Origin of the sequence: Sporichthya sp., from assembly GCF_013815995.1 — a bacterium.
GTDB lineage: Bacteria > Actinomycetota > Actinomycetes > Sporichthyales > Sporichthyaceae > Sporichthya.
This window is the reverse complement of sequence record NZ_JACDFE010000061.1, coordinates 1-19,259: the sequence shown is the minus strand read 5'-3', so window position 1 is coordinate 19,259 and position 19,259 is coordinate 1. Positions and strand designations below refer to the sequence as shown.

The following is a 19,259-nucleotide window of genomic DNA, read 5'->3' as shown; positions in this document are numbered from 1 at the left end:
GTACCCGGCCGCGGCGGACGACTGCGAGGCTGCCACTCGCTGGGCGGTCGAGAACGCCGCGTCGCTCAACGTCGACCCGGCCCGGGTGGCCGTGGGCGGGGAGAGCGCGGGCGGCAACCTCGCGGCGGTGGTCGCTCAGCGGCTGCGGAACTCCGGCGGCCCGGCCCTGGTCGGGCAGATGTTGGTGTACCCGGCCGCCCGCCTGGCCGGCGACCCGACCGATTCGATGCGCGACAACGCCGAGGGCTACTTCCTCGAGGTCAAGGACTTCGAGTGGTTCCTCGAGGCCTACCTCTCCGACCCGGAGCACGCGAACCTGTCCGATGCCTCGCCCGGCCTCACCGAGGACCTGTCCGGCCTGCCGTCGGCGCTGGTGATCACCGCCGAGTACGACCCGATCCGCGACGACGGCGAGTGGTACGGCGAGGCGCTGCGCAAGGCCGGCGTCGACGTCACGATCAGCCGCTACGACGGTGCGATCCACGGCTTCTGGAACTTCTTCGGCATGCTCGGCATCGGCCGTGAGGCGATGGACGAGTCGGTGGCCTGGCTTCGGGGAAGGCTGTCGGTATGACTGCTGCTGGCGGTGTGCTGAAAGGAGGGGCGATGAAGTTCGGGGTGTTCATCCCCCAGGGCTGGAAGTTGGAGCTGAAGTCCATCGAGGACCCGGTCGCCAAGTGGGCCAAGGCGGTGGAGATCGCGCAGCTGGCCGAGGAGCTCGGCTACGACTCGCTCTGGGTCTACGACCACTTCCACAACGTGCCCAAGCCGGCGCAGGAAGCCATGTTCGAGTGCTGGACCACGATGGCCGCCATCTCCCAGCGGACCCGGAAGATCATGCTCGGGCAGATGGTCGGCTGCAATCCGTACCGCAACCCCGCGCTCCTGGCCAAGATCACCTCGAACATCGACGTGATGTCGGGCGGCCGGCTGATCTGGGGGATCGGCGCCGGGTGGTACCGCAACGAGTTCAACGGGTACGGCTACGAGTTCGCCTCCAACGGCGACCGGCTGCGTGCGATGCGCGAGACGATCGAGATCGTCACCGGGATGTGGAAGGAGCCGTCCTTCTCCTACCAGGGGCGCTACTACCAACTCGAGCGCGGCGAGTGCGACCCCAAGCCGGTCCAGACCCCGCGTCCGCAGGTACTGGTCGGCGGTGGCGGCGAGAAGGTGACGCTGCGAATCGTGGCCCGCCTCGCCGACGCGTCCAACTTCGGCGGCAAGCCGAACGAGTGGGCGGCCAAGGCCGAGATCCTCGCCGGCCACTGCCGCGACGTCGGCCGCGACTACGACGAGATCCAGAAGACCTGGTCTCCGGAGATCCACATCCGCGAGACCGAGAAGGAGCTCGTCGACGGCGGTAGCCGCAGTACGTGGGGCGAGGAGTTCGAATCCTGGCGCGCGGGCAACCTCGTCGGCACCCCCGAGCAGGTCGCCGAGAAGATCGCCGCCTACCAGGCCCTCGGCTGCACCGGCTTCTACCCGTGGTGCTCGGACTATCCGTCGACCGAGACGATGCGCCTGTTCGCGGAGAAGGTCATCCCGCAGTTCCGGTGACCCGCCACTGCGCGACAGGGTTGAAACAGGTGGGGTCCGCCGGCGCGTCCAGTCGCCACATGCGTGTCAACCTTCGCTCAGTTGCGGAACCCGAGAGGACAGGCGCGTGATCGAGCGGGTCGAGGGCGACGTTGATGGCGCCGAGGCGCAGACGGCGCACCTGATCGACTGGTACCTGGACTGGGCCGGCGGGGAGCAGGTGGCCCGCGGCCGGTTCACGGCGGAGCAGTTGACTGAGGCCCACACGACGGTCCGCGCGCACGTCCGCGCCGACCTGCCGGGGATGCTGGGTCCGCGGGGCCGGCTGCTGATCGACCGTCAGAACGGGAAGGTCAGCGGCATGGTCGGCCTCAAACCGGTTGACGTTGCCACCGGTGAGGTGAAGCGGATGATCGTCGACCCCGCCTACCGCGGCCTGGGCATCGCCCGCGCCCTGATCGAGCGCCTGATCGCGGACGCCCGGGCCGACGGCTACAACCTCCTGCGACTGGAGACTGCCGACTTCATGACCTCCGCGCAGGCGCTCTACCGGTCCGTGGGCTTCCGCGACGTCGCGATGTTCGACGACGGAGAAGCGGCCAAGATCGGCCTGGTCGAGAGCATGCGCTTTCTGGAGCTCACGCTCTGACCCGGCCGATCCTCGGTCACAGGATGTAAAGCATCTCCTGGTAGGTCGGCAGGGACCACAGATCGTCGGCGACGACGGCCTCGAGGGCGTCGGCGGCGGTGCGAACGGCCTCCATCGCGGGGAGCAGTGCCGTACCGGCGTGGGTGGCCTCGGCCGCCGCGGTGTGCCCGGGGTCGGTCGCGAGGGCAGCGTCCAGCGCCCGCAGTGCGACCCGCAGGGCGGTCAGCTTCGCGCTGACCACCTCGAGGTCGGTCAGGTCGGTTTCGAAGCCGACCTTCTTCAGCGCCGCGAGGTTCTGGGCGAGCTCGGTCTGGTAGCGCACCGCCGCCGGGACCACCGAGGTGCTGGCGAGTTCGAGGGTGAGCCGCGCCTCGACGCCGATGCTGAGGGCGTACTGCTCCAGGCCGATCTCGTAGCGGCTGTGCATCTCCCGGTGGTTGAACACGTGGTACTTCTCGAACAACTCCATCGACGCCTCGGAGACGAGCTCGGGCAGGGCGTCGAGGGTCGTCTTGAGGTTCGGAAGACCGCGGGCGGCGGCCTCGATCTGCCAGTCCTCGGAGTAGCCGTTGCCGTTGAAGACGGCGGCGCCGTGGTTGGTGATCATCTCGGTGAGGATCAACTGCACCGCGGTGTTGAACTCGGTGCCCTCGGCCACCGCCGCCTCGAGGTAGGAGGCGATGTAGTCCAGCGCCTCGGTCATGATCGTGTTGATCGTGGTCATCGGCCCGGCCACCGACTGCATCGAGCCGGGGGCCCGGAACTCGAACCGGTTGCCGGTGAATGCGAACGGCGAGGTGCGGTTGCGGTCGCCCGGGTCGGTGGGCAGGGACGGCAGCGTGTCGACGCCGGGGATCAGCGTGCCCTTGCCCTTCGACGAGGTGGCCGCGCCCTTGGCGATCTGGTCGAACACGTCGGCCAGCTGGTCGCCCAGGAAGATCGAGATGATCGCCGGCGGCGCCTCGTTCGCACCGAGGCGGTGGTCGTTGCTGGCCGAGGCCACCGAGGCCCGCAGCAGCCCGCCGTACTTGTGCACCGCGCGGATGACCGCGGAGCAGAAGACCAGGAACTGCGCGTTGTCGTGCGGGGTGTCCCCGGGCAGCAGCAGGTTGCCCACCGTCGAGGACCCCATCGAGAAGTTGACGTGCTTGCCCGAGCCGTTCACACCGGCGAAGGGCTTCTCGTGGAACAGACACTCCATGCCGTGCTTCTTGGCGACGGTCTTGAAGGTGGTCATCAGCAGCTGCTGGTGGTCGGCCGCGACGTTGGCGCGCTCGAACATCGGCGCGATCTCGAACTGGCCGGGCGCGACCTCGTTGTGCCGGGTCTTGGCCGGGATGCCGAGCTTGAACAGCTCCCGCTCGGTGTCCATCATGAAGCCGAGCACGCGGTCGGGGATGGCGCCGAAGTAGTGGTCGTCGAACTCCTGGCCCTTCGGGGGCCTGGCGCCCAGCAGCGTCCGGCCGGCGTTGATCAGGTCCGGCCGGGCCAGGAAGAAGTGACGGTCGATCAGGAAGTACTCCTGTTCGGCGCCGCAGTAGGAGACGACCGTGCCCGGGTCGTGGCCGAACAGCTTGATGATGCGGGCGGCGTGGGTCGCCATCGCCTGCTGGGAGCGCAGCAGCGGGGTCTTGTGGTCGAGGGCCTCACCGGTCATCGAGACGAAGATGGTCGGGATGCACAGGGTGTTGCCGTTCGGGTTCTCCAGCACGTACGCCGGGCTGGTGACGTCCCAGCCGGTGTAGCCGCGGGCCTCGAAGGTGTTGCGCAGGCCGCCGCTCGGGAAGCTGGAGGCGTCCGGCTCACCCTGGGTCAGGGTCTTGCCGGCGAACTCGGCCAGCGCGGTTCCGTCACCGACCGGCTCCAGGAAGCTGTCGTGCTTCTCCGCGGTCAGGTGGGTGAGGGGATAGAAGACGTGCGCGTAGTGCGTCGCGCCCTTCTCCATCGCCCAGTCCTTCATGGCCGAGGCGACGGCGTCGGCGACCAGCGGGTCCAGGGGAGCGGAGCGCTCGATGGTGGCGAGGACCGACTTGTAGACGGACTTGGGCAGACGCTTCTGCATGACGCTCGTGCTGAACACGTTGGCGCCGAAGATCTCCCCGGGCGTCTCGGTGGCCGCGTAACTGACCGCCGGAGGAACGTAGGCCTCGACGTCCTTGATGGCGTCAAGACGGACGCGGTTTCCACTCACGGTGCAGCTCCTCGGTCACGGCTGCCTCGTCGTCGGCAGCTCACGCGAACCTAGGCGCGCCCCCGACACCGAATGTTTCCCGGAGATGACCATCGACCGCTCGGTCGGTGATTGCGCACCCAAACCTAAAGTGTTTAGGTGGGAGGAATGACCTCTGAACGCTCAAATCGAACGCAGGTAGGTTTGCCGCAGGCCGGCGCGTGAGCGCCCGCAGAGAAATCGACAGGCGCGCCCCGGCGCCGACTGCACACCGATCGAAGGGACCGCAATGAGCCTGACCGACGACGTCCAGGTCCACCTCAAGGGCGCCAACAGCTTCTACATCGGTGGCGAGTGGGTCACCCCCAGCTCCGACGCCACGTTCGAGGTCATCGACTCGGGGACCGAGCGGGCGATCTTCAAGGTCGCCGAGGCGCAGGCCGCCGACATGAACCACGCGATGGAGGCCGCGCACCAAGCGTTCGAGAAGGGCCCCTGGCCCCGGATGAGCCACGCCGAGCGGGCCGGCCACATACTCGCCTTCGCCGACGCGCTGCAGTCCAAGGCCGAGGCCTACGCGAGTATCTGGCCACGTGAGTCCGGCGTGCTCCACGGGATTGCGCAGTCCATGGCGCCGCAGATCCCCGACCTGTTCCGCTACTACGCGAGCCTCGCGAACAGCTTCCCGTTCGAAGAGGTCGTGCCCGCGATGCCGAGCCCGATCTGGGGCGAGAGCTACGGCCTGCTGCGCCGGGAACCGGTCGGCGTCGTCGCGGCGATCGTGCCGTGGAACGGCCCGCTGGACCTGGCCGCAGTGAAGATGGCTCCGGCGTTCATCGCCGGCTGCACGGTGATCCTCAAGATGTCGCCGGAGGCCCCGGCGGCCGGCTACCTGCTGGCTGAGGCCGCTGACGAGTGCGGGCTGCCGGCCGGTGTGTTCAACGTGGTGACCGCGAACCGCGAGGTCTCCGAGATGCTGGTCCGCGACCCGCGGGTGGACAAGATCGCGTTCACCGGGTCGACTGCTGCCGGCCGCCGCATCGCCTCCATCGCCGGTGAGCGGATCGCGCGCGTCACCCTCGAGCTCGGCGGCAAGTCCGCCGCAATCATTCTCGACGACGCCGACCTGAACCACGCCGCTCAGGTGCTGGCCGGTGCCGAGACCTTCCTGTCCGGCCAGGTCTGCGCCTCGCTGACCCGCATCGTGGTCGCGCGTTCCAAGCAGGACGAGTTCGCCGAGGCCCTGGCCGCCGCGTTCTCCGCCGTCAAGGTCGGTGACCCGTTCGACCCGGCCACGCAGATGGGACCGCTCACCTCCGCGATCCAGCGCGACCGCGTCGAGGGCTACATCGCCAAGGGCCTGGAGGAGGGTGCGCGTCTGGTCACCGGCGGCGGCCGGCCGAAGGACCTCGACCGCGGCTACTTCATCGAGCCGACGGTGTTCGCCAACGTGGACAACAAGCAGGTCATCGCGCAGGAGGAGATCTTCGGCCCGGTGCTCTCGGTCATCCCCGCGGACAGCGAGGAAGAGGCGATCGAGATCGCCAACGACACCATCTACGGCCTCAACGCCGCGGTGTTCACCCCGGACTCCACCCGTGCCTACGGCGTCGCCAAGCAGCTGCGCTCCGGCACGGTCGGGCACAACAACATGAAGCTCGACTTCTCGATCGCCTTCGGCGGCTTCAAGCAGTCGGGCATCGGCCGCGAGGGCGGCAAGGAGGGTCTGCGCTCCTACCTGGAGACCAAGACCGTCCTGCTCGACGGCAAGCCATAACGCCACACACGCCACAACGGATGTCATCCGCAGCGGCAGTCGCTGCGGATGACATCCCTTGGTCAAGGGGTGCGTTGCAGCAGCGGCGGGCCCTCGACCACCTGCTCGACGGTGAACCGGACCGCGCGACCGGTCTCGGTGGGGGCGTCCCACACGACGCTCGCGCGCCCGGACAGGTGCAGCGTCCGCCCGGTGGCGAAGTCGGGGAACAGCAGCGCGGCGGTGTCGTCAACGGCGAGATTGCCGAAGCTGTTGAACATGTCGTTGCCGACGTAGTCCGGCCACCACACGGTGTTGCCCTCGACCCCGACGAACCCGGCCGGGCCACCGCGGTGAGACGCGTCGTTCCCGCGGTCCGGGTGGGTCGTCCCCAGGAAGAACGTGTCGGCGGAGCGGATCAGCTCGACCTGGCCGGCGGAGAGCGTCGTGCTGGGCCCCGGCGCCGCGACGGTACCGGCGGCGTCAGAGACCGTGAGCTTGCGCGGGTGGATGTACTTCGGGCAGTTCCCGTAGGCCAGCTCGATCTCCAGGTCGTCGCCGACTCCGGTGAGGGTGCCGTTCAGTCGGAACCGCCGCCGGGTCGCGAACTCGATCGCGAGCAGTCCGACCGGTTGCCCGGCCGGCAGACCGTGCAGCGGGTCGCCGGGCCTAGGCGAGGTGTGCACGAGCAGCTTCGTCGCGCTCGCCTCGAGGAGGCCTTCGGGCCCCTCCAGCGCGGACACCCAGAGGCGGCCGTCCCGGTCGCGTGCGGAGAGCGCGGCGAGGTGTTGCCCGGCCAGGAAGCGGACCGCGCCGTCGAACAAGTGGGCGGGGGCGAGCATGCCCACCAGGCGGGCTGCGTCCTCGCGGACCCCAGCCCGGTCCTGGACCTCGAGCTCGCCATCGTGGAATCCGCGGAACGCGCTCACGGCTCCTCCGTCGGGTCGCAGTCCGGGGCTTCAACCGCACCGCGACCGCGATCATTGCATCGAGGACCGAGGGCTGCGTCACACCGTCGGCGTGCGCCTCGGCAGGGCGGGTAGTGCAGCGGAACCGGGAGTGCTCGGACACCAACGGAGGAGACCACTGCCATGCACGAAGTTGCGGGAACCGTCCTGACCTGCGAGCACTCGGGCTGTGACTGCCGGGTCGAGATTCGCACTCCGTGCTCCTGCGAGCACCACGGCGACGCCCAGTACAGGTGTCACTGCGGTGCGCCGCTGGTCGCCGCCGGCTGAGTGGCCCACTCACGCCCGGGCGCGTTCCCGGTGGCACGGTGACCTACCGCGACCTCGCCGACGCGCTGGCCGCCATCGACGCCGTGCTCGTTCCGACGCAAAGTGGTGCACCTACGGCCCGCTGAGCCCCCGCCAGCACAAGTTTTTAGAATCAACTTTCAGTATTGAACGTCGACTCCATTGCTCTACGTTCAAGTCCCGGAAGGAGGAAGGCCGCGCCTACATCGGCACCCAACTGCAGGGCGGCTACGGCTTCATCACCGAGACCGCCACCACCCGGCACTATCAGGACGCCCGGATCCTGACCGTCGGTGAGGGCACCTCCGAGGTGCAGAAGATGCTCATCGCGCGCGCTCGGCCTCCCGGTCTGATGGGACCCGGTTCTACTGACGCCGGTTCGTGACCCCAACGGCCCTGGCGCGGTTTGTCCGGTCCGACGAGGATCAACAGATGATCACTTCCGTGCACAACCGCATCACCCGTAACCTCACCCGCGCCTGCGCGCTCGGCGCGACGACCGCGCTGGTGCTCCTGACCGCGGCGTGCGGCGACGACGACGAGGCCTCGAGTCCTGCGCCCACCCCGGAGCCCGCTGCGGCGACCGGCACCCTGAATGTCGCCAGCCAGACCGGCGACGGCACCGCGATCACGATCAAGAAGGTGACGATCGACGGCTCCGCCGGCTGGATCGCTCTGCACAAGGACGTCAAGGGTGAGCCCGGCGCGGTCATCGGGTTCGTCGAGATTTCCGAGGGCGAGTCGAAGAACGTGAAGGTCAAGGGCGACAAGAAGCTCGCCAGTGGCGCCTACTGGCCGATGCTGCACAAGGACGACGGCACGCTCGGCACCTACGAGTTCGGTGAGTCCGCCGGCGCGCAGGACGCCCCGGTGGTGGTCAACGGCAAGCCGGTGATGAAGAAGATCACCTACACGAAGAAGTAGGCGGGGCGCCGGGCCTGACGGTTGGTCAGGCCTTGAGCGGGCGGCGCACGACCTCGGCGGCCTCCGCCGGGGGGACGCCGAGCGAGCGCAGCGACCCTTCCGCGTACTTCTGCTCCGCGTTCTTGCCCAGCCGGCCGTCGACGATGGCCCGCATGACGGCGAGTGAGCCACCGAGGATCGCGGTGACCGCGACCTCGAGGTCGGGGACGTCGAAGCGGCCCTCGGCGATGCCGCGTTGGACCGCGACCCGGGCGGCTGGGTGCACGGCGACGCCGAACAGGGCGTCGGCGTGGTTGAGGTGCACGACGACGCTGGCGAATTCGGGGTCGGAGTAGGCCAGGCCGACGAAGCGGCGGACGGCGATGCTGACCAGTTCGGCCGCGTCCTCGACCGGATCGGCGGCGAGCGTTTCCGCGATGCCCTGCAGGCTGTCCGCGATGACCGCCTCGACGACGGCTTCCTTGGAGTCGAAGTGGTTGTAGAAGGAGCCCAGCGCGACATCGGCGCGCTCGGTGATCTCCTGGATGCGCAGCCCGGCGACGCCCTTCTCGGCGATCAGTTCGCGGGTGGCATCGGTCAGCTTTCCGCGGGTGCGCTCGCGACGGCGGTCGGTCCGGGTGCGGACCTCGGCCACCTCTTGCTCGGTCACGCATCCAATATGGCAGGGGAAGTTTCTAGAATCAACTTTCAATCTTGAAAGCTTATTCAGTTAGCAAGTGGGCGCTCGCTGGCTTCGACGAGCATCACGCTCGGCAGATTCCGGTACGCGATCTCCCGCGCCTGTTCGGCGTCCAGGCCGAGGGCGTGCAGCAGCACCTCGGCCGTCTGCGACTCCGCTTCCGGTCCCGTTCGACGATCCAGGACGGCGCGGGTCACGGCAAGGGTGGCGCCCACCACATAGGTCAGGGTCGTCACCGGCGAGGGCATCGCGGTGAACCGGCCCTGCTCGACGCCCGCCTCCAACAGGCGCTGCCCGAAGGGCAGAATCCGTTCCTGGAACTGCACGTCGGCCTGGTCCAGATTGACGATCAGACGCGCGGTCTCGGGATCCTCGGTGGCGTTGCGGACGAACCACCGGTGCGCCGCACTCGCCGCCTCGGCCGGATCGGTGAAGGCCTCGACCTGCGCGATCAGGGTCTGCGCGAGCGCGGACATCAGGTCGAGCACGACCGCCTCGACCAGGTCCTCCTTGGACTCGAAGTAGTTGTAGAACGAGCCGAATCCGACGTCGGCGGCATCGGTGACCTCGCGCAGTCGCAGACCGTCGACGCCCTTGTCCGCGATCAGGTGCGCGGCGGCCCGGGTCAACTGGGCCCGGGTGCGCTGCTGCCGGCGCTGGACGCGCGCGGACGGAGTGCGCGTGGCGCTCGGGTCGCCGGCATCCAGCATCGGTCCTCCTCGTTCACGAGCACCATATCAAAACTGATCAATCGATCAACTACGAACGATCGACCTTGCAATCTAGTGAAGTTTCAGTATTGAAAAGTCGCTTCACCGCGGGCTACCGTCACTGGAAGAGCCGCCACACCTTTGCGCCGTCCGAGGAGCGATTACCTGATGCAGCTGATCCAGCTGGCCGCCGACACCGCGGCGACGATTCCTCAGCCTCCGGTGGACGACGAGATGCCGAAGACGGCGGAGACGATCTTCAACATCTTCATCTTCCTGCCGCTGCTCGGGATGATCTGCTTCGCGCTCCGCGAGATCAAGAAGCACAAGAACCCGGTCCTGCTCTACTGCCTGATCGGCGGCGCGTTCGCGGCGACGATGGAGCCCGTCGTCGACGTCCTCGGGTTGGTGTACCTCAAGGAGGCCGACGCCCTCGGGACATTCACGATCCTCGACCGGACGATGCCGCTCTACATCTGTTTCGTGTACCCCTGGTACGTCGGCGGCCTCGGCTACCTGGCGTACCGGCTCTTCCAGAACGGCATCACGCGCAAGGGCCTGTTCCAGCTCTGGGCCCTCGACTGCGTCGTCGACATCGCGCTGGAGACCCCGGGCATCGTCACCGGCACCTACCTCTACTACGGCGAGCAGCCGCTGAACCCGTGGGGCTTCCCCATCTGGTGGGGCTTCGTGAACCCGGTGATGCCCATGGTCGCCGGCGCGCTGATCTACCACGTCCGCCCGCACCTGAAGTCGAACCTGCAGCTGCTGGCGATCATCCCGCTGATCCCGATGGCCGACGGCCTGGCCAACGGCGCCGTCGCCTGGCCGATGTGGATCACGCTCAACCAGCAGGACGTCTCGATGTGGGTCACCTACATCGGCTGCGCCGCGACGCTGGGCCTCGCGCTCTACGCGGTCTGGATCATCTCCCTCGCCGTGGCCAGGCCGGAGACCGGCAACGAGGGCACGATCATCGACCAGCTCAAGACCCTGCTGCTGCCGTCGGCCAAGGCCGCGCCGGCCGCTGCGGCTTCGGCAGGAATCGAGCCCGGAATCGAGCCCGAGGTCGACCGCGAGATGGCGAGCAGGTAACCCGATGGCCCTGCCCACCCAGCCGCCCGAGAGCGACCTGATCCTGCCCCTGCCCGGGGCGGGAGAGGCCTGGGACCACCACACGATCCACACGCACTACTTCGGGTTCGCCGTGCCCGAGGCCGCGATCGGCGTCTTCGCCTACATCCGCTACCAGCCGACCTTCCCGCTCTCGCAGGGCGGCGTGGTGATCTTCCAGGGCCTGAACAACCCGTCACCGGTGGACGCCGCGCACATCAACTACGAGATCACCATGCCCTGGCCGGAGATCGACGGGAACACCATCCGGACCGAGAACGGACTGGTCATCGAGTTCACCGAACCGGGCCGGGTGGCCCGGGTCAGTTACGCCAGCGCCGACGGCAGCACCTCCTTCGACGTGCTGCAGACCGGCGTCACTCCGCTCCTCGCCCGCGGCCACGTGGTCCCGGGGGAGGACGACCACCACGGTGACCCGGGACGGGTCACCGGCGGCAGTGAGCAGTTCATGCACGTCACCGGCGAGCTCGTCCTGAACGGTGAGCGGCACACCGTCGACTGCCACTACCCGCGCGACCGCTCGTGGCGTCAGGTCCGCAAGGAGACCCAGGGCTTCCCGCCGGCGCCCCCCGTGTGCTGGTCGCCGATGTACTTCGGTGACGATCTGATCTTCAATCAGATCTCCTTCGAAGCGCCGGACAGCGATCCGACCTGGTCGGGGCTCTACGAGATCCCCGACGGGGCCCGCACGCACCACTTCGCCTGGCTGCAGCAGGGCGACAAGACCCTGGACATCGTCCGGGTCCGGCGCACGATTCTGGAGCAGCAGCCGGGCACCTTCGCCGCGCTGCGCCAGCAGGTCGAGGCCGAGGACGAGACCGGCACCGTCCACCGCTTCACCGGCGAGGCGATCGCGGCCTGTGTGATGCCGGCCTGGCCCAACGCCTCGTTCCACGACAGCGTGTACCGCTGGACCGATGAGCAGGGCCGCGTCACCTACGCCACCTGCCAGGAACTCTGGGCGGACAAGTACCAGCTCGGCATGAAGGCCCGCGCCCGGCCGACTCGACGATGACGTTCGACAACCCCGCGAGCCGGTTGCTCGCCCAGTTCGTCGGTGCCCCCGCACCGGTGGTCCGATGAGGAGTGCAGCAATGAGAAGGACACGTCGCCCACGGACGTCTCCCCGACGGATGTCATCCCGAGCGCGGGCTGCCGGCATCGGGTTTGTCACCCTGGCGCTCCTGGCGGGGTGCGGCAGTCACCTCTCCGAATCAGAACTCGCCGCCTCGCAGGGCGCTCTGAGCGTTCCGACCGCGGTCGCCGCGGCGCCGGGTGCCACCGAGGGGCAGGCCGCGGCCGCAGTGCCGGGCGCAGTCGACCCGGGCGCGCAGGTCCCGGTGGCGGGCACGGGCACGGGCACCGCCGGCAAGCCGGTGGCCGCCGCCGGCAACGCGCCGGGCAAGACCACCACCGACACCGTCAAGGTGCCGGGGACCGGCGCCACCGTCCCGGTTCCCTCCGGACCGCGCGACGAGATCGTGATGTGCTCGTTCGGCAACTCCTCCGGCGTGCTCGGGGCGGTCACCGGCCCGGCCCCCGTCGCGAACGCCGCCTGGGCGTCCTACATCAACGCCAAGGGCGGCCTGGCCGGGCACCGGATCCGGATGATCATCGCCGACACCGGCGGTGCCGCCGCCAACGCGCAGGCGATCGCGCAGAAGTGTGTCGAGCAGGAGAAGGCGGTCGCGTTCTTCAACGAGTACAGCTTCGGCGAGCTCGACGGCGCGATCCCGTACCTGAAGGCCAAGGGCGTGCCGGTCATCGGCAGTATCGGCGGCGCGGTTTCCAGCGACCACTCGATCATGGTGTTCAACCCGATGAACGGCGCCGACGTAGGCCAAGCGTGGGGCTTCGTCAACACCGTCGCCTCGCAGACCGACAAGAAGAAGCTCGGCGTCCTGTACTGCCAGGAGGCCTCCACCTGCGCGCAGCAGATCAGCACCTTCTCCAAGCTGCTGCCGTACAAGGGCCTCAACATCGTCTACAAGGCGCAGGTCTCGCTGGTTCAGCCGGACTACACCGCGCAGCTGTTGCAGGCCAAGAACGCCGGCGCCGAGGTCATGGTGCTGTTGATGGACAGCGCCAGCGTCGGCCGGATCGCGCGCAACGCCGCCCAGCAGAACTTCACTCCGATCCTGGCCGGCACCTACAACCTGGGCATCCAGGCGACGCTGGACCAGGGCCCGATCGTGAACGGCCTGATCCTGGCCAGCCGGACCCCGGCCTACTCGACCTCGCCACTGCTCAAGGACTACCGGGACTCGATGGCCAAGTACCAGCCCGGCAAGGTCACGGGCGACGTCGGAGCCGGCGCCTTTGTGGTCGGAGCGTTGCTGGAGAAGTACGCCTCGACGTTCCTGGCCAAACAGACGGTGACCTCGAAGGATTTCCTCGATCTGCTCTATTCGCTCAAGGACGAGAAGCTCGGCGGACTCCTGCCAGGCATCACTTTCGCCAAGAGTGATGATCGAACTCAGACAAACCGGTGCATCGCGCCCGTGCGGCTGGAAAATGGGGCATTCGTCCAACGGGGCGGGTTCGTGTGCGCCCCCGACTGGAAGCCGGGTACCTGACATGCGTCGTGGAATGAGAGCCGGAACGGTGGGGGCCGGCGTCGCTGCCACCGTCGGTCTCGCCGCGCTGATGGTCACCCCGGCCCAGGCGGATGACTCCTCGTCAGGTGCCGCGGTGGGCACCGCCTCGGCCAGTGGCGTGCGGACCAGCTACGACTTCCCGGGCTTCCTGGTCGTCGACACCCTGTACGACGCCGGCGGCCCCATCGCCCAGTCGGTGGTGAACAGCTCCGGGGGCGGGTCCTCGTTCGCGTCGTTCCCGTACCCGGGCGACACCATCGTCAACGCCCCGGCGCTGGCGAATGTCGGTACCGGTCAGGCCTTCCCCTTCACCTACCCGCTCTACGTCGTGACCGACGGCAACCTCACGCCCAAGGCGTCGGCCAAGGACGCCACCGGTTCGCTGGTGCTGGACGCCGAGTCGGCCGCTCGCAGCGCCACCTCCAAGGCCCGGCTGGCCGGGCCGACCGCGGGGGTGATCGCGACCTCGGGCTCCCTGCAGGAGACCAGCGTGCTGATCGGTGAGGACGGGGTGATGACCTCGATCGCGGACAGCATCACCCGCGGCATCGACGTCGACGGCGTCCTGAAGATCGGCGAGGTGCACGTCCGCACGGTCAGCGTGCTCAAGCCCGGCGACAAGGCGCCGACCACGACCTCGACCACCGAGGTCACCGGCGTGAGCGTGGCCGGCCAGCCGGTCGGGCTCACCCGGGACGGGATCGCCGCGCCCGGCGGGTCGCAGGGTTCGCCCTACGCGGCGGTGCTGGCTGCGCTGAACAAGTCGCTGTCCGACGGCGGTATCTCGGTGGCGCTGGTCGGTGATCGCGAGGTGAACGGTGGGACCTCGAACGCTGGGGTGGAGATCCTGCAGAAGGGCAAGCTGCCCTTCGCCGGCTCGCCGGAAGGCGTCGCCCGGACCCTCATCGGCAATGCCTCGAGCTTCATCCTCGGCGGCTCCGGTTCGCTGCTGAACCTCGTCACGGCCGACAACAACGCGGGTACCGACGCCGGTGCAGTCACGCCGGCCACCGGAACGGACACCACCGGCGCCGTCGACACGGCGGCCGGGTTCCCGATCGCCGTGGACGCAGCCGGGATCACCCCGTCGGGCGTGCCGACGGTGAACTTCGTCCCGCAGGCCGGCGCCAGGACCACGACCACCTCGCTGGCTCTCGACCTCGACGACCAGCTCAAGTTCTTCTACCTGGTGATCGCGGTGGGTGCCGGCGTCGCTGCGCTCACATCTCTGCTCTGGCGGGCGAAGGGAGGACGTGTCTGATGGACGTCCTGACCGTTCTGAAATCGCAGTGGGACCGGATCGCCGCAGTGCTGTGCGTGGTGGGCGGCGTGATCCTGCTGATCGTGGGCTACCAGGGCATCGCGGACTCCCCATACGTCGCCGAGGAACTGGCCTACCTGATCTCCGGGGGCCTGGGCGGGGTCTTCCTGCTCGGTGTCGGGGCGACGCTGTACATCTCCGCCGACATGCACGACGAGTGGCGCAAGCTCGACCGCATCGAGAACGCCATCCTCAGCCTCCGCACCGACTCCGGTGACGATGGATCCGGGGAACCTGACCGCTTCGATGACATCGTCACGCCGGTCCTCGAGTCGCGTGCCTCCCGGCACCGTGGGTCCAGCGAGAGCGCCGTCACCGCCGGGGTCGCCCAGCGCAGCCGATCGAAGCAGGCCTCCTCGGGCCAAGGCGTCCGCGAAGACAGCGTCCTCGCGATGCCGCGCGAACTGCGCAGCAGCCTGCGGATCGGCGCCGTCGCGATGTCGCTGGCCTTCGTGGCTCTGATGCTCGCGTACTACCGGGCCGCGGATGTGTCGCAGGCCCGGCCCGCGTTCACCGCGACCGCCTCCGCCGCCACCGTGCTGGCCGTCGCCGGCGTGCTCGCGGTCCTCGGCATGGTCGGGATGCGGCGGCGCCTGATGGCCCGTCGGAACCTGCTGCTGACCCCGTTCCTGGCGCGCAGCCGGCGCGACGCGGCAGCTCACGACCGAGGGTCGAGCGCGGGCGAACCGGCGGCCCGGATGCCGGAGCGACTGCTGGTCATCCCCGAGGGCCGGTACGCGCACGTGCCGTCCTGCGCGATGGTGGCGGGCGAGCGCACCGGCTCGGTCAGCTCGTCCGCGCTGCCGCAGGGGATCCTGCCCTGCGCGATCTGCACCCCCGCGGCGCTGTAAGCGGTCATGTCCGACTACCTGCCGTTCATCGTCCTCGGGATCACCACGGGGTCGATCTATGCCCTCGCCGCGATGGGTCTGGTCGTCACCTACACGACCTCCGGGGTGTTCAACTTCGCCCACGGCGCGGTGGCGATGGTCAGCGCCTACGCCTACTACACCCTCACGGTGGACTGGGGCCTGGCTCCTGAACTCGCGGTGTTCCTCGTCGTGCTCGGCCTCGGCCCGCTGGTCGGGGTGATTGTCGACCGCGGTCTGTTCCGCCGGCTGCAGGGCGCCGGGTCGGCCGCTTACGTGGTGGTCTCGATCGGTCTGCTGGTGGCGCTGCAGGGCCTGGTCATCATCATGTACGGCCCGACGTCCAAGCCGGTCCCGCCGATCTTCCCCCAGAAGGTCGTCGACCTCGGTGCCGTCAACGTCGGTTACGACCAGATCGCGATCACCACGATCGCGGCGGGCCTCGGCCTGGGTCTGGCGCTGTTCTTCAAGCGCACCCAGACCGGCCTGGACATGCGCGCCGTGGTCGACGACCCGCAACTGGCCGAGCTGACCGGGGCCAACGCCTCGCGGACCACCACGTTGGCCTGGATGCTCGGCTCGTCCTTCGCGTCGCTGGCCGGCGTGCTGCTCGCGCCGACCCTCGGCGCTGACGCCCTCGTGCTCATCCTGCTGGTCGTGCAGGCCTTCGGCGCCGCGGCGCTGGGCCGCCTCGTCAGCCTGCCGATCGCCTACGCCGGCGCCATCGGGCTCGGCGTCCTCGGCCAGCTGTCCATCAAGTGGGTCAGCGAGTACGCCTCCGGCCAGACCTGGCTGTCCGGACTCCCGCAGAGCCTTCCGTTCATCGCGCTGTTCACCGTGCTGATCGTCAGCAAGAAGGGCAGCTTCAAGGAGCTCACCAAGAGCGTGCAGGCGCGCTCCTCGAGTCAGACCCTCGCCCCCGGCTCGCGTCGCTTCCCGGCGATCGTGCTCACCGTGATCGTCGGCGTGGGCCTGGTCATCCCGAGCCTCGCCACCGACTCCCGCACCACCACCGCCACCACGGCGATGGCGATGCTCATCATGTTCAGCAGCCTGAGCCTGCTGCTCGGGCTGTCCCGGCAGATCTCGCTGTGCCATGCGGTCTTCGTCGCCCTCGGTGCCACCACGCTGGGGCACCTGCAGGCGGATGGAGTGCCGTTCCTGCCTGCGCTGCTGATGGCCGGCCTGGTCGTGGTCCCGATTGCCGGCCTGCTGGCGATTCCGGCGATCCGGCTGTCCGGCCTGTTCCTGGCCCTGGCGACCTTCGGCTTCGGCGTCCTGTTCCAGAACCTGCTCTACAACACCTCCTGGGTCTTCGGCACCTCCGGCCAGGTCGCGGTCGAGCGGCCGACGCTGTTCGGCAATCTGCTGGACGGCACGAACGAGTTCTACTTCTTCGTGCTCGCCATCGCGGTGGCCTCTGTCGTCACCGTCGAACTCGTGCGCGCCACCCGGCTCGGCCGGCTGCTGCGCGCCACCGCGGACAGCAACGTCGCGGTCGAGACCCTCGGTATCAATACCACCGCGGCCCGCACCGTGGTGTTCTGCGTCAGCGGGTTCTTCGCCGCCATCGCCGGCGGGCTGCTCAGCTCGCAGGTCACCACCGTCGGCACGTCGAGCTACTCGTTCTTCCAGTCGCTGATCTGGGTCGCGGTGCTGGTGGCGGCCGGCTCGGCCACCCTCGGCGGCGCCGCGCTGGCGACCACGATGCTGGTGGCGATCCCGGCCTTCTTCACCGACGCCGACGTCATCAACTACCAGACCATGTTTTTCGGCATCGGCGCGATCCTGCTCGCGCAGGCGCCCAACGGCCTGGTCGGGTTGGTCACCAATCTGCCCAACACCCGGCTGTGGGGGCGGATGGCCGACGATGGCCCGGCCCGCGCGGGGGCGCACGCCACGCGGCGTCGTCAGCGGCTCGCCCCCACGTCTGCCACCCCAACGTCTGTCCCGGCGACGGGAGCGACCCGATGACCCTGGAGCTGCGCAATCTGCACGCCGGCTACGGCCGGACCCAGGTGCTGCACGACATCAACCTCACCGTCCCGGCCGGCGCGGCCGTCGCGCTGCTCGGGTCGAACGGCGCCGGCAAGACGACGCTGCTCAAGACCATCGCCGGTCTGGTCACCCCGACCTCCGGCGAGCTTCGCTGGAACGGCCGGGAGCAGAGTCACCGCAGTCCGCACCGCCGGGTCGCCGACGGGGTCTGCCTGATCCCCGAGGGCCGCGGCATCTTCCGCAACCTCACGGTGGCGGAGAACCTCGCGATGCACACCCGGGGTCGCGGCAAGGCGAAGGCCGTCGAGACCGCCACCCGGTATTTCCCGGTGCTCGGGCAGCGCCTCTCGCAGACCGCGGGCACGATGTCCGGCGGTCAGCAGCAGATGCTGGCGGTGGCCCGGGCGTTGGTGACGGAGCCTGCGCTGCTGATGATCGACGAGCTGTCGGTCGGGCTCGCCCCGGTCGTGATCGACGAGATCTTCGCCGCGATCGAACTGCTGCGAGCCGAGGGCCGCTCGCTCCTCGTCGTCGAGCAGTACGTGCAGCGCGCCCTCGCCATCGCGGACTACGTCTACATCCTGAACAAGGGTCGGATCGTCTTCATCGGCGAACCGGCGCAGTGCCGCAGCGGCACGATCTTCGAGCGCTACCTGGGTGAGGGAGTCGCGTGATGAGCCCCGCGGACAACCCCAACCACACTGCCGGCCAGATTGCCGGCCAGAGCGAGGGCCTGCGCGCCGATGACGTCGTGGTGAAGTTCGGTGGCCTGACGGCGCTCGACGGCGTCAGCGTGCACGCCCCGCCCGGGCGGATCACCGGCCTGATCGGGCCCAACGGCGCGGGTAAGACCACGCTGTTCAACGTCTGCAGCGGACTGCAGGTACCGGCGGCCGGCAAGGTCACGCTCGACGGTGAGGACCTGGCCCGGCACAGCCCGTCGCGCCGCGCCCGCGAGGGCCTGGGCCGGACGTTCCAGCGGCTCGAGCTCTTCGGCACGATGACCGTGCGGGAGAACGTGGAGTTCGGTGTCGAGGCCCGCTGGCTCAGCTGGGACCCGATCTCCCAGCTCGGGCTCCGCTCATCCGGCCGCGCCCGGCGCCGGGAGATCCGGCACGCGGCCGACGAGGTGCTGCACGCCACCGGCCTGGAGCCGCTGGCCGATCGCGTCGTCGGTTCGCTGTCCACCGGTCAGGGCCGGCTCGTCGAGCTGGCCCGGGCGATGGCCCGGAACCCACGGATCCTGCTGCTGGATGAGCCCTCGTCAGGTCTGGACCCGGCGGAGAGCCGTGACTTCGGTCGCCAGCTGCGTGAGCTGGTCGCCAGTCGGGGCATCGGGATCCTCATGGTCGAGCACGACATGAGCCTGGTCCTCGACATCTGCGACTGGATCTTCGTCCTGGACTTCGGCAAACCGCTGATGGCCGGGACGGCGGGGGAGGTCCGTAACAGTCCCGATGTCCAGGCCGCATATCTCGGCAAAGAAGCGGCGTGAACACCCCAAACGTGCGCAATCTGATGGCTCGGCAGTTGGAGGCCCCCATGTCCCGTCACGGTCGTCAGCCGCGGCACAGCCGGATCCTCGGCCACCGCGGTGCCTACGCCGCGGCCGGCGTCCTGGCGCTCGGCGCGTCGATGAGCGCGGCCCCCGCCCTGT

18 protein-coding genes and 1 pseudogene are annotated in these 19,259 nt (G+C 69.0%); 15 read left to right on the top strand and 4 right to left on the bottom strand.

Features of this window, described 5'->3' with window-relative positions; genetic code table 11:
* From H0X00_RS09245 to H0X00_RS09235, 3 genes are all read left to right on the top strand, one after another.
* Positions 1 to 574, top strand: a 574-nt coding sequence (locus H0X00_RS09245) for an alpha/beta hydrolase (RefSeq protein WP_293769317.1), incomplete at its 5' end; no start/stop codon positions are given.
* A gap of 32 nt (positions 575 to 606) precedes the next feature.
* Positions 607 to 1,560: a TIGR03560 family F420-dependent LLM class oxidoreductase gene (locus H0X00_RS09240; RefSeq protein ID WP_293769315.1), complete on the top strand. Its 954-nt coding sequence runs from the start codon at positions 607 to 609 to the stop codon at positions 1,558 to 1,560.
* A 106-nt stretch (positions 1,561 to 1,666) separates the two neighbouring features.
* Positions 1,667 to 2,188: a GNAT family N-acetyltransferase gene (locus H0X00_RS09235; protein WP_293769313.1), complete on the top strand. Its 522-nt coding sequence runs from the start codon at positions 1,667 to 1,669 to the stop codon at positions 2,186 to 2,188.
* Positions 2,189 to 2,204: 16 nt separating this feature from the next.
* On the opposite strand, the gene H0X00_RS09230 is transcribed toward H0X00_RS09235, so the two are convergent.
* Positions 2,205 to 4,379, bottom strand: a complete 2,175-nt coding sequence (locus H0X00_RS09230; RefSeq protein WP_293769311.1) for a glutamine synthetase III — start codon at positions 4,377 to 4,379, stop codon at positions 2,205 to 2,207.
* A 268-nt stretch (positions 4,380 to 4,647) separates the two neighbouring features.
* On the opposite strand from H0X00_RS09230, the gene H0X00_RS09225 reads away from it, so the two are divergent.
* The gene (locus H0X00_RS09225; protein WP_293769309.1) at positions 4,648 to 6,135 is read left to right on the top strand and encodes an aldehyde dehydrogenase; all 1,488 of its coding nucleotides are present in this window, start codon (positions 4,648 to 4,650) and stop codon (positions 6,133 to 6,135) included.
* A 62-nt stretch (positions 6,136 to 6,197) separates the two neighbouring features.
* Here H0X00_RS09225 and H0X00_RS09220 read toward each other — a convergent pair whose 3' ends face one another.
* Positions 6,198 to 7,043, bottom strand: a complete 846-nt coding sequence (locus H0X00_RS09220) for a pyridoxamine 5'-phosphate oxidase family protein (protein ID WP_293769307.1) — start codon at positions 7,041 to 7,043, stop codon at positions 6,198 to 6,200.
* A 162-nt stretch (positions 7,044 to 7,205) separates the two neighbouring features.
* On the opposite strand from H0X00_RS09220, the gene H0X00_RS23785 reads away from it, so the two are divergent.
* From H0X00_RS23785 to H0X00_RS09210, 3 genes and pseudogenes are all read left to right on the top strand, one after another.
* Positions 7,206 to 7,352: a metallothionein gene (locus H0X00_RS23785; protein WP_367186516.1), complete on the top strand. Its 147-nt coding sequence runs from the start codon at positions 7,206 to 7,208 to the stop codon at positions 7,350 to 7,352.
* A gap of 229 nt (positions 7,353 to 7,581) precedes the next feature.
* Positions 7,582 to 7,723: pseudogene (locus H0X00_RS23780) on the top strand (acyl-CoA dehydrogenase family protein); the annotation flags it as partial.
* A 79-nt stretch (positions 7,724 to 7,802) separates the two neighbouring features.
* Entirely contained in the window at positions 7,803 to 8,294 is a 492-nt protein-coding gene (locus H0X00_RS09210) for a hypothetical protein (RefSeq protein ID WP_293769303.1), read from the top strand.
* Positions 8,295 to 8,319: 25 nt separating this feature from the next.
* Here the strand turns inward: H0X00_RS09210 and H0X00_RS09205 are convergent, their stop codons facing one another.
* Both H0X00_RS09205 and H0X00_RS09200 read right to left on the bottom strand, forming a co-directional pair.
* Entirely contained in the window at positions 8,320 to 8,943 is a 624-nt protein-coding gene (locus H0X00_RS09205; protein WP_293769301.1) for a TetR/AcrR family transcriptional regulator, read from the bottom strand.
* Between the two features lie 56 nt (positions 8,944 to 8,999).
* The gene (locus tag H0X00_RS09200; protein WP_293769299.1) at positions 9,000 to 9,683 is read right to left on the bottom strand and encodes a TetR/AcrR family transcriptional regulator; all 684 of its coding nucleotides are present in this window, start codon (positions 9,681 to 9,683) and stop codon (positions 9,000 to 9,002) included.
* Between the two features lie 168 nt (positions 9,684 to 9,851).
* Here H0X00_RS09200 and H0X00_RS09195 point away from each other — a divergent pair, with 168 nt between their 5' ends.
* The 8 genes from H0X00_RS09195 (at position 9,852) to H0X00_RS09160 (ending at position 19,097) form a co-directional block, all read left to right on the top strand.
* Positions 9,852 to 10,778 carry a hypothetical protein gene (locus tag H0X00_RS09195; RefSeq protein ID WP_293769297.1) on the top strand — a complete coding sequence of 309 codons (927 nt, stop codon included), beginning with the start codon at positions 9,852 to 9,854 and terminating at the stop codon, positions 10,776 to 10,778.
* 4 nt (positions 10,779 to 10,782) lie between these two features.
* Positions 10,783 to 11,832 (top strand): DUF4124 domain-containing protein, encoded by a 1,050-nt coding sequence (locus tag H0X00_RS09190; RefSeq protein ID WP_293769295.1) that lies wholly within the window; start codon positions 10,783 to 10,785, stop codon positions 11,830 to 11,832.
* Positions 11,833 to 11,950: 118 nt separating this feature from the next.
* Positions 11,951 to 13,393: an ABC transporter substrate-binding protein gene (locus H0X00_RS09185; RefSeq protein ID WP_293769293.1), complete on the top strand. Its 1,443-nt coding sequence runs from the start codon at positions 11,951 to 11,953 to the stop codon at positions 13,391 to 13,393.
* 28 nt (positions 13,394 to 13,421) lie between these two features.
* Positions 13,422 to 14,675, top strand: coding sequence for a hypothetical protein (locus H0X00_RS09180; protein WP_293769291.1), 1,254 nt, complete (start codon positions 13,422 to 13,424; stop codon positions 14,673 to 14,675).
* Positions 14,675 to 15,586, top strand: coding sequence for a hypothetical protein (locus H0X00_RS09175; protein ID WP_293769289.1), 912 nt, complete (start codon positions 14,675 to 14,677; stop codon positions 15,584 to 15,586). The genes H0X00_RS09180 and H0X00_RS09175 overlap by 1 nt, the downstream gene beginning before the upstream one ends.
* Positions 15,587 to 15,592: 6 nt before the next feature.
* On the top strand, positions 15,593 to 17,578 hold the full coding sequence (locus H0X00_RS09170) for an ABC transporter permease (RefSeq protein ID WP_293769287.1): 1,986 nt from the start codon (positions 15,593 to 15,595) through the stop codon (positions 17,576 to 17,578).
* Complete coding sequence (locus tag H0X00_RS09165) at positions 17,575 to 18,276, top strand: ABC transporter ATP-binding protein (protein ID WP_293769285.1); 702 nt, start codon at positions 17,575 to 17,577, stop codon at positions 18,274 to 18,276. The genes H0X00_RS09170 and H0X00_RS09165 overlap by 4 nt, the downstream gene beginning before the upstream one ends.
* A complete protein-coding gene (locus H0X00_RS09160) occupies positions 18,276 to 19,097 on the top strand; it encodes an ABC transporter ATP-binding protein (protein WP_293769283.1) in 822 nt (273 codons plus the stop codon). The genes H0X00_RS09165 and H0X00_RS09160 overlap by 1 nt, the downstream gene beginning before the upstream one ends.
* Positions 19,098 to 19,259: the final 162 nt, after the last annotated feature.

Excerpts from the sequence above, each read along its gene's own strand:
- H0X00_RS09225 (WP_293769309.1), top strand. The coding sequence starts at position 4,648 with ATGAGCCTGACCGACGACGTCCAGGTCCACCTCAAGGGCGCCAACAGC.
- H0X00_RS23785 (WP_367186516.1), top strand. The coding sequence starts at position 7,206 with ATGCACGAAGTTGCGGGAACCGTCCTGACCTGCGAGCACTCGGGCTGT.
- H0X00_RS09160 (WP_293769283.1), top strand. The coding sequence starts at position 18,276 with ATGAGCCCCGCGGACAACCCCAACCACACTGCCGGCCAGATTGCCGGC.
- H0X00_RS09165 (WP_293769285.1), top strand. The coding sequence starts at position 17,575 with ATGACCCTGGAGCTGCGCAATCTGCACGCCGGCTACGGCCGGACCCAG.
- H0X00_RS09240 (WP_293769315.1), top strand. The coding sequence starts at position 607 with ATGAAGTTCGGGGTGTTCATCCCCCAGGGCTGGAAGTTGGAGCTGAAG.
- H0X00_RS09190 (WP_293769295.1), top strand. The coding sequence starts at position 10,783 with ATGGCCCTGCCCACCCAGCCGCCCGAGAGCGACCTGATCCTGCCCCTG.
- H0X00_RS09195 (WP_293769297.1), top strand. The coding sequence starts at position 9,852 with ATGCAGCTGATCCAGCTGGCCGCCGACACCGCGGCGACGATTCCTCAG.
- H0X00_RS09175 (WP_293769289.1), top strand. The coding sequence starts at position 14,675 with ATGGACGTCCTGACCGTTCTGAAATCGCAGTGGGACCGGATCGCCGCA.
- H0X00_RS09185 (WP_293769293.1), top strand. The coding sequence starts at position 11,951 with ATGTCATCCCGAGCGCGGGCTGCCGGCATCGGGTTTGTCACCCTGGCG.
- H0X00_RS09200 (WP_293769299.1), bottom strand. The coding sequence starts at position 9,683 with ATGCTGGATGCCGGCGACCCGAGCGCCACGCGCACTCCGTCCGCGCGC.
- H0X00_RS09170 (WP_293769287.1), top strand. The coding sequence starts at position 15,593 with ATGTCCGACTACCTGCCGTTCATCGTCCTCGGGATCACCACGGGGTCG.
- H0X00_RS09210 (WP_293769303.1), top strand. The coding sequence starts at position 7,803 with ATGATCACTTCCGTGCACAACCGCATCACCCGTAACCTCACCCGCGCC.